Below are 15,049 nucleotides of genomic sequence, written 5' to 3' on the forward strand. Positions count from 1 at the left end.
GGTAAAATTTATTTGTGTGTTTAAAGATACACGCAACATATACTAGGAGGACAAAAAAGTGTCAGCACTTTGGCAAGAAATTTTATTTTCTTTTTTAGGAGGTCTGGGATTATTCCTATTCAGTATTAAGTACATGGGGGACGGACTTCAATTAATAGCCGGGGAGAAAATGCGATATGTTTTAGATAAATACACATCTAAACCACTTATGGCTGTCTTAGCCGGGATTATTGTTACGATACTTATTCAATCAAGTACAGGAACTATCGTAATTACTATCAGTTTAGTAGGAGCAGGATTATTAAAAACGAAACAAGCAATTGCTATTGTTATGGGTTCTAATATTGGAACTACATTAACATCATTCATTATCGGGTTTAATATTTCTAAATATGCACTTCCTTTAATTTTCTTAGGAGCAGCATTTTTATTCTTTACTCGTGCTAAATTAGTAAACAATATCGGTCGTGTAATTTTTGGTTTTGGGGGAATTTTCTATGCCCTAAAAATGATGTCTACAGCAATGGGGCCAATGAGAGATATGGCATGGTTCCAAAACGTATTAGCGCACATTAATGATAGTGCGGTAGTAGGGGTAGGAGTAGGAACATTTTTAACTGTTTTAATTCAATCATCAGCAGCGACGATTGCTATTTTACAGAACCTGTATGCAGATGGTGCTTTAAGTTTACATGGAGCTTTACCTGTATTATTCGGGGATAATATCGGAACAGCGATTACAACTGCAGCATTAGCAATGATAGGAAGTAATATTGCTGCGAAACGTGTTGCAGCTTCTCACGTATTATTTAATGTTATTGGTACGATTATCTGTTTAATCGCTTTAGTTCCTTATGGAGCATTTATTCAGTATTTAGAAACTACGTTAGGTCTAGAACCTAAGATGACAATTGCATCAGCACACGGTACATTTAACATACTAAATACAATATTACAATTCCCATTTATTAGTGTATTAGTTGTGATTGTAACTAAGCTTATTCCAGGTGAAGATGAGCAAATCAAATATAGTACACAATATCTTGATAAATCGCTTATTACAAGTGCACCAGCAGTAGCTTTAGGGCAAGTTCAAAAAGAATTTGTGGAAATGTTAATCTTATCTAAGAAAAGCTTACGTAATGCTGTAGAGTACTTTATGAATCGTGAAGAACAATTACGTGAAAAAGGTGAGACTTACGAAGATGCGATAAATAATTTTGATGAACAAATGACTGATTACCTGACTTTATTATTTAGGGAAAAACTAAGTCCTAAAGAAGGTCTAATTGCTTCAACATTATTAGATGGAACTCGTGATGTTGAGAGAATTGGAGACCATGCTAGAGATATCGTACTATCAGTAGATTATCAAATTAGAAAAAAATTGAAATTCTCTGATGGAGCAAAAGAAGAAGTACAAGAAATGTTCGATCTTTGTAATGATATTATTTTGAAAACTATTAAGTCATTAGAAGAAAACAATATAGCTCTTGCAGGAGCAGCGTTAGCAGCATGTGAAAATATATATGCAATGGAAAAAGCTGCTCGTAAAAAACATACTCAACGTATGAAAGATGGAGATTGTGAAATCCCAGCAGGAGTAGTTTATATGGACTTAATTCAACACTTTACTCGTGTATGTGAACATACAAGAAACATACTTGAAAAAGAGATTCAAGGGAACATGTAATTATGTCTAATAAACAAAAAATTTATATTATATTGTTTATTATTATGCTGTTAATAATATTAGTTTTATATAAACTATATCAAATACAATTAGGATAAAAATTATAAACGAAAATGTAGAGAAATCAAAGCTATTTCTACTATGTTTTCGTTTTTTTCTTTGTAAATACTAGTATTCGTGATATAATAAAGTAGTCGATTTATATAAAGTTTAAGAAAAAATATTGAAAGGAAATAAACATGTTTCAAGATAAAAAAGTTTATACAACGCAATGGGCTGGAAAAACATTAACTGTTGAGTTAGGTGAAATGGCTCGTCAAGCTAATGCTGCAGTAGTAGTAAAATATGGAGATACTGTTGTGTTAACAACAGCAGTAGCTTCAAAAGAAGCAAAAGATGTTGATTTCTTCCCGTTAACAGTTAATTATGAAGAAAAAATGTATGCAGTAGGGAAAATTCCAGGAGGATTCTTACGTAGAGAAGGGCGTCCTGGAACTGAAGCGACATTAGCAGCACGTCTAATCGATAGACCAATTAGACCATTATTTGAAGATGGTTTCAGAAATGAAGTACAAGTAATTTCTACTGTATTATCAGTAGAGTATGATTGTGATCCAGTAATGGCAGCAATGCTAGGAAGCTCACTTTCACTATCAGTATCAAATATTCCATTCAAAGGACCAATCGCTGGTGTTACTGTAGGATATGTTGATGGAGAATACGTAATTAACCCAACAGTTGAACAAATGGAACGTTCTACAGTTGACTTAAAAGTAGCTGGAACAATAGATGCGATCAACATGGTTGAAGCAGGTGCAAAAGAAGTATCTGAAGAAATTATGTTAAATGCAATTATGTTCGGACATGAAGAAATCAAACGCTTAATTGCATTCCAACAACAAATTGTTGACGAAATTGGTCAAGAAAAAATGGCTGTAGAGTTAAAAGTTATTGATGAAACAATCTATAACGAAGTTCTTTCAATGGCATTAGCTCAAATGAAAGAAGCAATTGCTATTAAAGATAAACAAGAACGTGATGAAGCTATTTCAGCTGTTAAGGAAAAAGTTCTTGAAGTATTTGAAGAAAGAGCAACAGATGAAGATGAACTTAATATTGTGAAAGAAGCAAAATTATCATTAGATAAAATTGTAAAAGATGAAGTTCGTCGTGAAATCACTGAAGATAAAATTAGACCTGATGGACGTGCTTTAACAGAAATTAGACCTTTAGCTTCAAGAGTTGACGTACTTCCAAGAACACATGGATCTGCATTATTCACTCGTGGACAAACTCAATCTTTAGGAGTAGTAACATTAGGTAACTTATCAGATGAACAAATCATCGATGATTTAACTCAAGAAGAGAACAAGAGATTTATGTTACACTATAATTTCCCAGCATTCTCAGTTGGTGAAGTAGGATTTAGTCGTGCTCCAGGACGTCGTGAAATTGGTCACGGTGCATTGGGTGAGCGTGCATTAGCGCAAGTAATTCCATCAAAAGAAGACTTCCCATATACAATTCGTATTGTATCAGAAATTTTAGAATCAAACGGATCAAGTTCACAAGCTACAATTTGTTCTGGATCAATGGCTCTTATGGCAGCAGGGGTTCCTATAAAAGCTCAAGTAGCTGGTATTGCAATGGGATTAGTTAAAAAAGATGAACACTATACTATTTTAACTGATATTCAAGGTATGGAAGACCACCTTGGAGATATGGACTTTAAAGTCGCTGGGACATCTGAAGGTATAACAGCTCTTCAAATGGATATTAAAATTGATGGATTAAGTGAGCAAATCTTAAAAGAATCACTAGAACAAGCACGTGTTGGTAGATTACAAATTCTAGAGCACATGAATAGTGTTATCTCTGAACCTCGTCAAGAAGTTTCAACATTTGCACCAAAAATTAAAATTATTAAAATTAAACCTGAAAAAATTAAAGATGTTATTGGATCAGGTGGTAAAGTTATCAATGAAATCATTGAGAAAACTGGTGTTAAAATTGATATCGAACAAAATGGAGATGTATTCATTTCTTCACCTGAAATTGAAGGAATTAATAAAGCTATTGAAATTATCGAAAATATTACTCGTGAAGCAGAAGTTGGGGAAATCTACCTTGCTGAAGTTAAACGTATTGAAAAATTCGGTGCATTCGTTGAATTATTCCCAGGAGTAGATGCGTTAGTACATATTTCTAAGTTAGCTGAAGAAAGAGTAAATAAAGTTGAAGATGTTGTAAAAGTTGGAGACACTCTTAAAGTTAAAGTAATTAAAATTGATGAGAAAGGTCGCGTAGACGCAGCAGCTCATTTCTAGGAGAAATTTATGGAGTTATTTGAAAAAGAAAGACGTGGAATCTATGTCTATTTTAAAAGTTTTAAAGACTTAAATAAATTAGAAAAATATGGAAACTTTATTTCTTATTCTAAAAGAGGAAGGTATGCATGCATTTATGTGGATGAAACTAGAATAGATAGTATTGTTGCAGACCTTAAGAAGAAGAAATTTGTAAAAAAAGTAGAGTTATCAGAAATGTCAAATCTACACTTATGTTTTGAGCATTTAGATAGTAATTTACAAACAAAACAATAATATTATAATAAGGGGGAAGCGAAAGCTATATTCTCCCTTATTTTAAAGAAATCATTAATAAGTAATATATTAGATATTTATTGTGAGGAAACATGAGAGTTATAGCAGGAAAATATAGATCTATAAAATTAAATGCTGTTGACGGTATGAATACAAGGCCAACAACAGATAAAATAAAAGAAAATTTATTTAATATGATAGATTGCTATGATTGTAAAGTACTAGATCTTTTCGGTGGAACTGGTGGTTTAGGAATTGAGGCTTTAAGTCGTGGTGCTAAACATGCTACTTTCATTGATGGTAGTAATAATGCGATTAAGGTTATTAAAAGTAATATTGAAAAATGTAGAATTAGTAATGATGATTATTCTTTATATAGAAATGATTTCAAACGTGCTTTGAAGATTTTCGGCAAGAAGGAAGAAAAATTTGATTTGATTTTTCTAGATCCGCCATATGATAAAGGATTAATAGATGATGCATTGAAAAATATTTTTGATAATCAGTTATGTAATAATGGTGCATTAATTGTCTGTGAGAAGAGTAATACAGAAGAAATCACCATTATGAATGAAAATATCGAAGTAATAAAAGAAAAACAGTATGGAATTACAGACATAGTAATTTTTGAATATATGGAGAAATAAAATGAAAAGAAAAATAGCGATTGTACCTGGTAGTTTTGATCCTATTACTTATGGGCATATTGATATAATAAACAGAAGTGCTGAATTATTTGATGAAGTAATAGTAGCTATTTTGGTAAATCCTGACAAGAAATATTTATTTTCACTTGATGAGAGAGTGGAGATGATAAATGAAACAATTAAAGAAATTCCAAACGTTAAAGTTGATTCATTCTCAGGATTATTAGTAAATTATGCAAAGCAGGTAGGCTCAAATGTCATCGTAAGAGGATTAAGGGCGGTATCTGATTTTGAGTACGAGATGCAGTTAACGTTTATGAATAAGGCGTTAGACGAAAACATTGAAACATTTTATATGATGGCTAATAAACAATATTCATTCATTAGTTCTAGTATTGTAAAAGGTGTTTCAGGTTTTGGTGCAGATTTGTCGAAATTTGTACCTAAACATGTTGAAGAACGCTTAGAAAAAAAGACGAAAGAGAGAGGATAAAGGTGAAAAAAATCCTATTTACTGGAGGGGGTTCAGCAGGTCATGTATCTGTCAATGTTGCCTTAATTCCAGAATTCAAAAAAAATGGATATGAAATCTCGTATATTGGCAGTAAAATTGGTATAGAAAACGAGATGATTGGTAAAATTCCAGAGGTTAAGTACTATAAAATAAGTTCAGGAAAGTTACGAAGATATTTTTCATGGGAGAATTTTATTGATCCATTTAAAGTACTAAAAGGAATTGTAGATTCTTTATTAGTATTAAAAAAGGAGAAACCAAATTTTGTGTTTTCAAAAGGTGGATTTGTGAGTGTTCCAGTTTGTATCGCAGCTAGATTACTTAAGATTCCAGTTGTCTTACATGAGTCGGATCTTACACCAGGACTTGCAAATAAAATCAACATAAAGTTCTGTAATCATATTTTTACAACATTTGAAGATACACAAAAGTTCTTACCTAAAGGAAAAGCTAGTCTAATAGGTGCTATTGTAAGAGATGATATTTATACAGGTGATGCTAATCGTGCTTATGAACTAACAGGATTCACATCAGAAAAACCTGTGATGCTTGTTATGGGTGGATCATTAGGATCAAAAGTACTAAATGATTATATTTGGAATAATATTGATGAATTGACTAAAAAGTATCAGATAGTTCACCTTGTAGGTAAAGGATTATTAAATGATAGTGTTGAAAAAGAAGGTTATAAGCAATATGAATTTTTAGCTAAAGAACTATTTGATGTACTGAAAATTACAGATTTTGCAGTTTCGAGAGCTGGAGCTAATGCCTTGTATGAATTTTTAGCTTTAGATTTACCTCCAATCTTAGTACCACTTGGAACTAATCAGAGTAGAGGTGATCAAATAGAAAACGCGAAGTTCTTTGAAAAAAATGGTTTCGCGAAAGTTGTCGCTGAAGAAGATTTCACCAATTTACCTGTTGATCAAATCTTTGATTTTTATGATAAACTTGATGATTATAAAAATTCAATGAAAGATTATAAAAAAGAAAAACGTGTTATTAATGACGTAAGTGAATTTTATAATAAAATAATTGAAAAAATAGGAGGTGAAAAATAGTATGAACAGATTAAAAATTACTTTTTACTTGAAACTTCTGATTTTGATTCTTTTAGCATTTGTAGCAATTAAATTTCCGAATAATGATATTGATAGAATTATCGCTGATTTAATTGAGATTAAATCGTTGGCAACATTAGCGAAAATAATTTCATTAGTTTTTAATGATAAACTATTATTATTAATAATGGTTCTTTTATCAGTATTTTTAGTATGGATTAAAGAATTGAAAAAAGCTGTGTTTATTTTCTTTAGTGCAGGATTAGGTGGATTCTTCTTATCTGCATTAAAATACAGCATCCAAAGGGTTAGACCTCTTCCGGAGATTCATGATGGTTTTAGTTTCCCAAGTGGACATTCTACATTTGTAGCATTATTTTTCTTAGCATTATTGTTTGTAATAAATAAAAAAGAAATTTTAAAAGTAATTGCTACTTTTGCAATAATTGCAATACCAATTTCAAGAATGGTTTTAGGTGCACACTTTTTAAGTGATGTTATTGCAGGATTATTACTTGGAAGTTTAGTAGTAGACTTTATGAAAGTTTATTATGTAAATATTTATGATTTAGTAATGAGGGTTTTAGGAAAAACAAATGAATAGATTAAAAAATAAAGAGGGTATAGTTGCAATCATTATTGCAATAATTCATTTTGCTCTATGGTATTATTTTGCATATGTCAGATTTGATGTGAATAATGTGAAATCTTATAAGTATATTTTAGGATTACCAGAATGGTTTTTTTACAGTTCGATAGTAGTAAGTATTTTAATAATAATATTAGTTATTATTTGTACAAATCTTTTACTTAATGATGAAATAAAAGAGGAGGAAAAGTAATGACGAATACATTAGATTACAAAATACTAATTTTATTTGCAACAATATTTTTAGCAATAATTTTATTACCGCTAATGATGAACCGTATGAGTAAAGCAGAACAACATGGTGGTTTTTTTGAAAAGTACTATTTAGCAGATAGAAAAGTAAGTGGCATAGTACTTGCGATAACATTAATGTCAACTTACGGATCAGCTTCAACGTTTTTAGGTGGTCCAGGAGTAGCGTATAAACTTGGATATGGTTGGGTTCTTCTAGCTGTAATCCAAGTTGTAACTGGCTATTTTGTACTATTAGTCTTGGCGAAAAAATTTAAAAATGCTGCACAAAAAATTAATGCGATAACTATAAGCGATTATTTAAGAAATAGATATAATTCAAAATTAGTTGCATTTATTTCTACTTTAGCTATGATAGTATTTCTAATTGCCGCGATGAGTGCCCAATGGGTTGGGGGAGCAAAATTATTATCAGCATTTATGGGGATTGAATATAAGACCGGTATAGTTCTAATCTCAGTAATTATTATATTTTGTGTAGTATTCGGTGGATTAAAGAATATTTTAATTACCGATATGATTCAAGGTTTAATAATGATATTTTCTACAATAATTTTACTATTTGCAGTAATTAATTATGGTGGAGGAATTGATCAGATTACAGCGAATTTGGTTAATATTAATGAAAAGATATTAACGCCTTTTGGAGCTAATGGAAGTTTAACACCTAGTTATGTTAGTTCGTTTTGGGTATTAGTTGGAGTTGGGGTTATAGGTATCCCGCAGATTGCTATCAATTCAATGTTATATAAGAATAAAAGAAGTTTAAAACAATCTATTATCGTTGGATCAATAGTAATATTTATCGTAATGTTTGGAGTTCATCTAATTGGAGTTATGGCTAGAGGAGTTTTCCCAGACATAAAAGACTATGATTCAGTAATTCCAATAATTACATTAAAAGTACTTCCATGGTATCTTGCTGCGTTAGTACTTGCAGCACCTATGGCAGCTATAATAACAACAGTAAATGCTCAATTCTTATTAATATCATCAGCTTTGATAAAGGATTTATTATTTAATAACAAGTCTATAAAAGAAAAAATTACTGGTAAAAAAGTTCCTATATTTGTTTATGGGGTAAATATTTTAGTAATTTTACTTATAATGTTATTAAGTATGAGACCACCTAGTCTAATAGTTAATGTAAATCTATTTGCATTTGGTGGATTAGAAGCGACATTCTTATGGCCTATATTATTAGGATTATACTGGAAAAAAGCTGAAAAATATGGAGCATTAAGTTCGATAGTAGTAGGTCTACTTAGTTATATACTAATAAAAACAGTTTATGTAATTAAATTTATTGAACCTGTTGTGATATCATTATTAATCTCACTTGTGGTATTTATGATGGTTTCATTAATAGCCGGTAAAAAACAATTGAAAAAATAGTTATATTGTAATAAAATAAAAATGATAGAGTAAGGAGGTAGGACAATGTCAAAAAAAGTTATTGTAAAACATACAGATGCTGAAAAATTTACTGTAAGTAATATGCTTACTGTAGGAAAAGAATATGAAGTAGTAAATGAAACAGAAGAATATGTATTTGTAGTAGATAATAGCGGTAAAGTTGGTGGTTATTACCACGATTATTTCGAAGAAGTAAAATAATATAAGGGGTAATATTATGAAAAATAATACTATAAAGAATACAGTTCTAGTTGTTTTATTTATAATATTAGCACCACTTATTCTTGTAGGGGTAACAACCGTAGGAAATTCACTTGGTGGAAAATCTAAAGATAAGGTAGTTCAAACTACAGAACAACAAACAGCTAAAGTTCCAGAAGAAACTAAAGCTGAAAGTAATAATAATATACCTAAGGCTAGTAATTCTAAAGTAACAGAAGGAACTACTTCTAAAAAAGAGTCAACAAATAATAATAATAATAATAACAATACTGATACTGATACTAATACTGAAAAGAGTGAATCTTCAGGTGTAGTAAGTACAACTCCTGTAGCGGGTCAAGATTATGTGATCAAATCAGGTGATTCATTATTTGTTATCGCTTCTAAAGCATACGGAGAAGCGAATGCTCAAAATGGTGTAGAAAAAATAAAAGAAGCTAATAATATTAGTAATAATAATATTGCAGCTGGACAAAAAATTCAAATACCGAAAATATAAAAAAGAAATCATCTCATTAGGTTTTGAGATGATTTCTTTTTGTTAAAATGCTTTGCGTTTTGAAAAAATAGAATATATCACACTAATCACTAATCCAACAAGAACTAGAGCTATCGCTACATAAAATGCATCTGTAAAGTCACCGTTATGCTTTGCTGCAATTCCTGCAGCGTATTTTGGAGCAAAAAATGCAGCAGTAGAGAATCCTATAAATACAATTCCATAGTTTACCCCTTGGTTAATTGGACCAAATGTTTTCATCACTAATGGTGCGAAGACTCCCATAGTTCCTCCAAAACATAAACCAAGGAGAACAAGTCCAACTGTAAGACCAAGAGTAGTTCTTATATTAACTAGAATTAATAAAGATATAGAGATTACTGAGTAGATAGCAATAAGAGTTTTTTCATGACCTATTTTATCCGAAACTATTCCCCAGACGATACGTCCTAAACAGTTTGATAATGCATATATACTAACAAATGTTGCAGCAACAGAAGCAGTTAGTCCAAACATAGTTTGGCTAATAACTGATGCATTTGATGCTACCATAAGACCAGAGAATGCACCGATAGCAAACATTGAGATTATGAAGTAAAATGATAAACTCATTAGCATCTGTTTCCAGTTTTTATTAACAGCTTCTTGCTTAATTTCAGCCACAGGTTGAACCCAACCTTCAGGTTGATAATTTGCAGGAGCAACTTTAATAAAGAATAGCGCAACGATAATAATTAATAAGTATGCTGTTCCTAAGTAAATAAATGCACTATGAACCCCAAAATTTGCTATAAGACTGTGAGCTATTGGGGCAGCAATAACACTAGCCCCGCCCATAGCACCAGTTATTAGACCTGCAGCTAATCCTCTTTTATCTGGGAAGAATCTAAGAGCGTTACTTATACATCCAGAATAGGCGAATGCTTGTCCAACACCAGATAATACTCCATAGCTAAAATATAGCATTCCTTTTGTAGTAGCAAATCCAGTAAGAATAAATCCGACAGCAAATAGTATTCCTCCTAGAATTATAGAAATATTTGCTTTTCCTTTATCTGTAATAAATCCTCCAAGAATAGTAGGGATAGGAGCGATAGCAGCATTAATAGTAAATGCTAACATAACATCTGGCATACTCCATCCTTTTGAAACACTTAGAGGTTTTGCAAAAACACTAAAAGAATATAGTGATCCTGCACATAACAAAATTGCCATTGAGGCGAATAAGACAGTCCATCTCGTATTATTTTTCATTTAATCATCCTTTCAAAAATATTTATGTAAACTTATATGTTAACATTAAAAATTCGGCTAATCAATAGATTAGTCGAATATTAATGAAATTTAATAATGATATCAACATTTCTAATTATTCTTGAAATCATTATTTAGTATTTCTAATTTTTTTATTAATATGTCAATTTGTTCATCTGAAAGACTCAGACTTAATCTAATATAGTTTTCACCACCTTGACCAAATACATGTCCGGGCATAGTAACAATTCTATATTTTTTTAGTAATAATTCAAAGAAACTTTGGCTATTATATCCGTTTTTAACTTTTAACCAAATAAAAATTCCACCTTCTGGTTTAAAATATGAATATCCCAATTCGTCAAGTTTAGAAGTTATTTTGTCTATTCTTTTTGAATAAGTTTCTTTTATATGACTAGTTAAGGTTTTATAATTTTTTAATGCAGTTATTACTGTATCCTGAATTGCTCCATAGATATTAGCGTGGAAAATTGTGTTATATTCTTTTAGTCCACGAATAATTTCTTTGTTCCCAACAGCAAAACCAATTCTTAGACCAGAAATTGAGAAGTTCTTAGAAAACGAGAAAAATTCAATTCCTACTTCTTTAGCTCCTTCAGTTTGCATAAATGCTGGAGAGTATCCTTCTTTATAATAGAAATCAGAATATGCATGATCTTGAAGAACTACGATATTATTTTCTTTTGCCCACTTGACTGTTTGTTCATAAAACTCTTTCGTAGCTACTGCACCAATAGGATTAGATGGATAGTTTAAAAATATAAGTTTAGCATCTTTAAGCGCTTCTTCGGAAATATCAGAATAGTCTAGTAAATAATTATTTTCTTGTTTCAATTCTATCTCTTCATATTTAGCTTGGGCTAATGCAATTCCTTGAATGTAGTCAGGATAACTTGGCACTGGTAATAACACCGTATCATTTGGATTTAGTAGTACTGAAGGAATACTTGATAATCCAGATTTAGTACCAAATACTAAAGCAATTTCACTTTTAGGATCTGCGTCAATATTATAGTTTTCTTTCAACCACTGAGATATTTCATTTAATAATGTTACTTTTCCATCAAATGCTCCATATCTCATATTTTCAGGTTTTCTTATAGCTGTTTCCAATTCTTTAAGTAAAAGTTCAGGGGTATCAGAGTCTGGAACTCCGATACCCGCATTTAATAATGGATTACCATTTGAACTTTCCTCAGAGATTAATTTGAAAATAGGGTAGAATACATTTTCAGGAATATTTTTAATTGTATTTGATAATTCAATTTTCATAATTAATCACGTCCTTATTAATTATTTTCCAGGTTTGTCAAATCCTTTGAAATCTTTATTGATGATTTCATCAAATTCTTTAGATTGAACGATTTCTACTAAATCTTTAGCGAATTGTTTGTCTTTGTTTGCAGTAGTTACAACAACGTTGTTACGGTTGTTTTCGTTCATTTTTTCTAAGATTAATGCTTTTGTTAAATCAAATTTAGCAGCAAGTGCGAAGTTTCCTGGTACTGCAGCAAGTGTAGTACTACTTAATGATCTAGCAAGTTGACCAGCTTCTAATTCTGTAAATTTAAGTTTTTTAGGATTTTCTACTACATCGTTTTTAGTGATTTTTAGTACGTCAGTATTAGGTTTGATTTTGATTAAATCAGCAGCAGCTAATAATGCATAAGCACGAGCAGCGTTTGAAGGGTCATTTGGAAGAGTTACTTCAGCACCTTCTGGTAAATCTTTAAGATCTTTAACTTTATCAGAATATAATCCCATTGGTGCAGTTGGAACAGGAGCAAGTGCTGTTAAGTCCATTCCATTTTGTTCAGCAAATTTTTTCATGTAAATTTTGTGTTGGAATAAGTTTGCGTCTAATTCACCACTGTTTAAAGCTTTGTTAGGTTGGATGTAATCTGAGAATTCTGTTACTTTAACTGTATATCCTTTTTTCTCAAGAAGAGGTTTAAGTGCTTTGTTTACCATATCGGCATATGGACCAGATGTTGCACCTATTTTTACTTCTTTTTTCTCTCCACCACCATTATTGCTTGAGCTTGTAGCTCCACAAGCAGCTAGAGTAATAGCTAAAAATGCTGTAAAAACAACTGTTAATAATTTTTTTAGTTTGTTCATAAATATAAATCTCCTTTAAATTAATTTTTTTTGAATTTTTTTGAAATTGAATTTCCTATATATTGTGTAATTTGGACTAAGATAATTAATAGAATTACTGTAATCCACATTGTAAAGTTATCAAAACGATAATAACCATATCTAATCGCAAGGTCTCCAATTCCACCACCACCAACAACACCAGCCATTGCTGAAAAAGCAATTAGGTTGATTAAAGTTAGTGTAATAGATTGGATAATTCCAAACATAGCTTCAGGTATTAAAACTTCTTTAACTATTAATTTTAGAGAAGCTCCAGAAGCAACTGCTGACTCGATAACACCATAGTTTATTTCATTTAGAGAAGTATCAACTAATCTCGTAAATAGAGGTATAGCTGCAACTGTAAGTGGAACTATTGCTCCAGTAGGTCCAGTTGATTTTCCTAATAAAAATAGAGTAAATGGTATCAAGAATACCAAAAGAATAATAAATGGAATAGAACGAATTGTGTTAACAAGAAAATCTACCGTTTTATAAATAATAACATTTTTAAACAGAAGTCTATTACTAGTTAAGAATAAAACTACTCCTAAAAATAATCCGACAATTACTGTAATTATTATTGAAACACTTATCATGTATAATGAATCGGCAAATGATTTAATTAATTCTGGTTGAAGATTTTTCCATTGTTCTATTAAACTTAGATTATTTTCCATATACATTCACCTCCACATCATTAACTTGATCAATTAAGTGATTTACAAATTTCTCCGTGTTATCAGGTTCACCGACTACTGAAAAAGTTAAGCTTCCTAACTGTTTATTTTGAATGTATTCAATTCGACCAGCAAGTATGTTAGTAGTAACATTATATTTGTTAGCTAAAGTTTGAATTAGAGGCTCTTTAGTTGCTTCACCTTTAAAAATAACTCTTATTACAGTTTCATTTTTATAATGTTCAGCAAGATGTTCTTCAAAATCTTCATCATTGTGTAGATTAGCTATAAATTCTTGCATTAATTTCGTTTTTGGATTTGAGAAAATTTCATAAACAGAATTTAACTCGATAATTTCACCATTTTCCATTACTGCTACATTATCGCAAATTTGTTTTATTACTTCCATTTCATGAGTAACAAGAATAATTGTGATTCCTAATTTACGATTGATTTCTTTTAATAAAGACAATATTTGTTTAGTTGTAACAGGGTCTAATGCACTTGTTGCTTCATCACAAAGTAATAATTTTGGATTATTTGCCAAAGCTTTAGCAATACCGACACGTTGTTTTTGACCACCAGAAAGTTGGCTTGGATAAACATTCTTTTTATCAGAAAGTCCTACAAGTTCTAACAATTCATCTATTCTTTTTGGAATATCTTTCGGATCAACATCTCCAGCTTTTAAATTAAATGCAATATTTTCACCTACAGTTTTAGAACTAAGAAGATTAAACTGTTGGAAAATCATTCCAATTTTTTGCCTGTATGATCGTAAATCCTTTCTATTTAGTTTGTTAACAACTTGATTATCTACAATTACTTCACCTTCAGAAGGCGTTTCTAATAGGTTAAGACATCGTAGAAGGGTACTTTTTCCAGCACCTGAGTAACCGATAATTCCAAAAATTTCACCAGCTTTTACATGAAGGTTAGTAGGTTTTAACGCTTGGATTTCTTTACCTTTTTGATAAAAGGTTTTGCTAACATTATTAAGATTAATCATATATTTCTCCTTTCTTATAATAAAAAGACGTACTCTAGCTTTTGCTAAAGGACGTCTAAACGTGTTACCACCTTTATTTATACAATAATCACTTATTGTACCTCAGTAAGTTACAAACATAACTTTTGCTATAACGGGCAATACCGTAGTAAAAACTATATGCTCAAAGTCCATTTCTCTTACATCTAACTATTCTCTTTCAGCAACCGAGAACTCTCTAAAAGTAGATTGTAAAATTCTACTTATCAACGCATTAAATTGTTAATGAATATATTCTAGCATAAATTTTCTGACAATGCAACAAAAAAATTCAAAAGTTTATATAAAGAATTGTAGTGTTACAATTGATGTGAGACAAAATATAAAAAAAGAAGAGTAAATCCT

The 15,049-nt window shown here is 30.7% G+C and carries 16 protein-coding genes and 1 other annotated feature; of the genes, 11 read left to right on the forward strand and 5 right to left on the reverse strand.

Going from position 1 to position 15,049, the window contains the following annotated elements; all coding sequences use genetic code 11:
* The first annotated feature begins 58 nt into the window (after window positions 1-58).
* The 11 genes from RYK99_RS05900 (at window position 59) to RYK99_RS05950 (ending at window position 9,559) form a co-directional block, all read left to right on the forward strand.
* Window positions 59-1,693, forward strand: coding sequence for a Na/Pi cotransporter family protein (locus tag RYK99_RS05900; RefSeq protein WP_314990956.1), 1,635 nt, complete (start codon window positions 59-61; stop codon window positions 1,691-1,693).
* A gap of 239 nt (window positions 1,694-1,932) precedes the next feature.
* Complete coding sequence (gene pnp / locus RYK99_RS05905) at window positions 1,933-4,020, forward strand: polyribonucleotide nucleotidyltransferase (RefSeq protein ID WP_314990959.1); 2,088 nt, start codon at window positions 1,933-1,935, stop codon at window positions 4,018-4,020.
* A 9-nt stretch (window positions 4,021-4,029) separates the two neighbouring features.
* On the forward strand, window positions 4,030-4,296 hold the full coding sequence (locus RYK99_RS05910; RefSeq protein ID WP_314990961.1) for a DUF2129 domain-containing protein: 267 nt from the start codon (window positions 4,030-4,032) through the stop codon (window positions 4,294-4,296).
* A gap of 92 nt (window positions 4,297-4,388) precedes the next feature.
* Window positions 4,389-4,943 (forward strand): 16S rRNA (guanine(966)-N(2))-methyltransferase RsmD, encoded by a 555-nt coding sequence (gene rsmD / locus RYK99_RS05915; protein WP_314990963.1) that lies wholly within the window; start codon window positions 4,389-4,391, stop codon window positions 4,941-4,943.
* A gap of 1 nt (window position 4,944) precedes the next feature.
* A complete protein-coding gene (gene coaD, locus RYK99_RS05920) occupies window positions 4,945-5,436 on the forward strand; it encodes a pantetheine-phosphate adenylyltransferase (protein WP_003146509.1) in 492 nt (163 codons plus the stop codon).
* 2 nt (window positions 5,437-5,438) lie between these two features.
* Window positions 5,439-6,521, forward strand: coding sequence for an undecaprenyldiphospho-muramoylpentapeptide beta-N-acetylglucosaminyltransferase (locus RYK99_RS05925; protein ID WP_314990965.1), 1,083 nt, complete (start codon window positions 5,439-5,441; stop codon window positions 6,519-6,521).
* Between the two features lies 1 nt (window position 6,522).
* The gene (locus RYK99_RS05930; RefSeq protein WP_314990967.1) at window positions 6,523-7,125 is read left to right on the forward strand and encodes a phosphatase PAP2 family protein; all 603 of its coding nucleotides are present in this window, start codon (window positions 6,523-6,525) and stop codon (window positions 7,123-7,125) included.
* Window positions 7,118-7,363, forward strand: coding sequence for a DUF997 family protein (locus RYK99_RS05935; protein ID WP_003146503.1), 246 nt, complete (start codon window positions 7,118-7,120; stop codon window positions 7,361-7,363). Before RYK99_RS05930 ends, RYK99_RS05935 begins: the two co-directional genes overlap by 8 nt.
* The gene (gene panF / locus RYK99_RS05940) at window positions 7,363-8,817 is read left to right on the forward strand and encodes a sodium/pantothenate symporter (protein WP_314990970.1); all 1,455 of its coding nucleotides are present in this window, start codon (window positions 7,363-7,365) and stop codon (window positions 8,815-8,817) included. The genes RYK99_RS05935 and panF overlap by 1 nt, the downstream gene beginning before the upstream one ends.
* Before the next feature lie 45 nt (window positions 8,818-8,862).
* On the forward strand, window positions 8,863-9,039 hold the full coding sequence (locus tag RYK99_RS05945; protein WP_003146501.1) for a DUF6501 family protein: 177 nt from the start codon (window positions 8,863-8,865) through the stop codon (window positions 9,037-9,039).
* Between the two features lie 16 nt (window positions 9,040-9,055).
* On the forward strand, window positions 9,056-9,559 hold the full coding sequence (locus RYK99_RS05950; RefSeq protein ID WP_314990972.1) for a LysM peptidoglycan-binding domain-containing protein: 504 nt from the start codon (window positions 9,056-9,058) through the stop codon (window positions 9,557-9,559).
* A gap of 42 nt (window positions 9,560-9,601) precedes the next feature.
* On the opposite strand, the gene RYK99_RS05955 is transcribed toward RYK99_RS05950, so the two are convergent.
* The 5 genes from RYK99_RS05955 to RYK99_RS05975 all read right to left on the reverse strand — a co-directional run bounded on the left by RYK99_RS05955 (window position 9,602) and on the right by RYK99_RS05975 (window position 14,665).
* Window positions 9,602-10,813 carry an OFA family MFS transporter gene (locus tag RYK99_RS05955; RefSeq protein ID WP_314990974.1) on the reverse strand — a complete coding sequence of 404 codons (1,212 nt, stop codon included), beginning with the start codon at window positions 10,811-10,813 and terminating at the stop codon, window positions 9,602-9,604.
* A gap of 111 nt (window positions 10,814-10,924) precedes the next feature.
* Window positions 10,925-12,106, reverse strand: coding sequence for an aminotransferase class I/II-fold pyridoxal phosphate-dependent enzyme (locus RYK99_RS05960; protein WP_314990976.1), 1,182 nt, complete (start codon window positions 12,104-12,106; stop codon window positions 10,925-10,927).
* A gap of 21 nt (window positions 12,107-12,127) precedes the next feature.
* Window positions 12,128-12,955 carry a MetQ/NlpA family ABC transporter substrate-binding protein gene (locus RYK99_RS05965; protein WP_314990978.1) on the reverse strand — a complete coding sequence of 276 codons (828 nt, stop codon included), beginning with the start codon at window positions 12,953-12,955 and terminating at the stop codon, window positions 12,128-12,130.
* Window positions 12,956-12,975: 20 nt separating this feature from the next.
* Entirely contained in the window at window positions 12,976-13,656 is a 681-nt protein-coding gene (locus RYK99_RS05970) for a methionine ABC transporter permease (RefSeq protein WP_314990980.1), read from the reverse strand.
* The gene (locus tag RYK99_RS05975) at window positions 13,646-14,665 is read right to left on the reverse strand and encodes a methionine ABC transporter ATP-binding protein (RefSeq protein WP_003146492.1); all 1,020 of its coding nucleotides are present in this window, start codon (window positions 14,663-14,665) and stop codon (window positions 13,646-13,648) included. Before RYK99_RS05975 ends, RYK99_RS05970 begins: the two co-directional genes overlap by 11 nt.
* Window positions 14,666-14,709: 44 nt before the next feature.
* Window positions 14,710-14,923: a binding site (T-box leader), on the reverse strand.
* Between the last annotated feature and the right edge of the window lie 126 nt (window positions 14,924-15,049).

It is taken from the genome of uncultured Gemella sp. (genome assembly GCF_963537375.1).
Classification (GTDB): Bacteria; Bacillota; Bacilli; order Staphylococcales; family Gemellaceae; genus Gemella.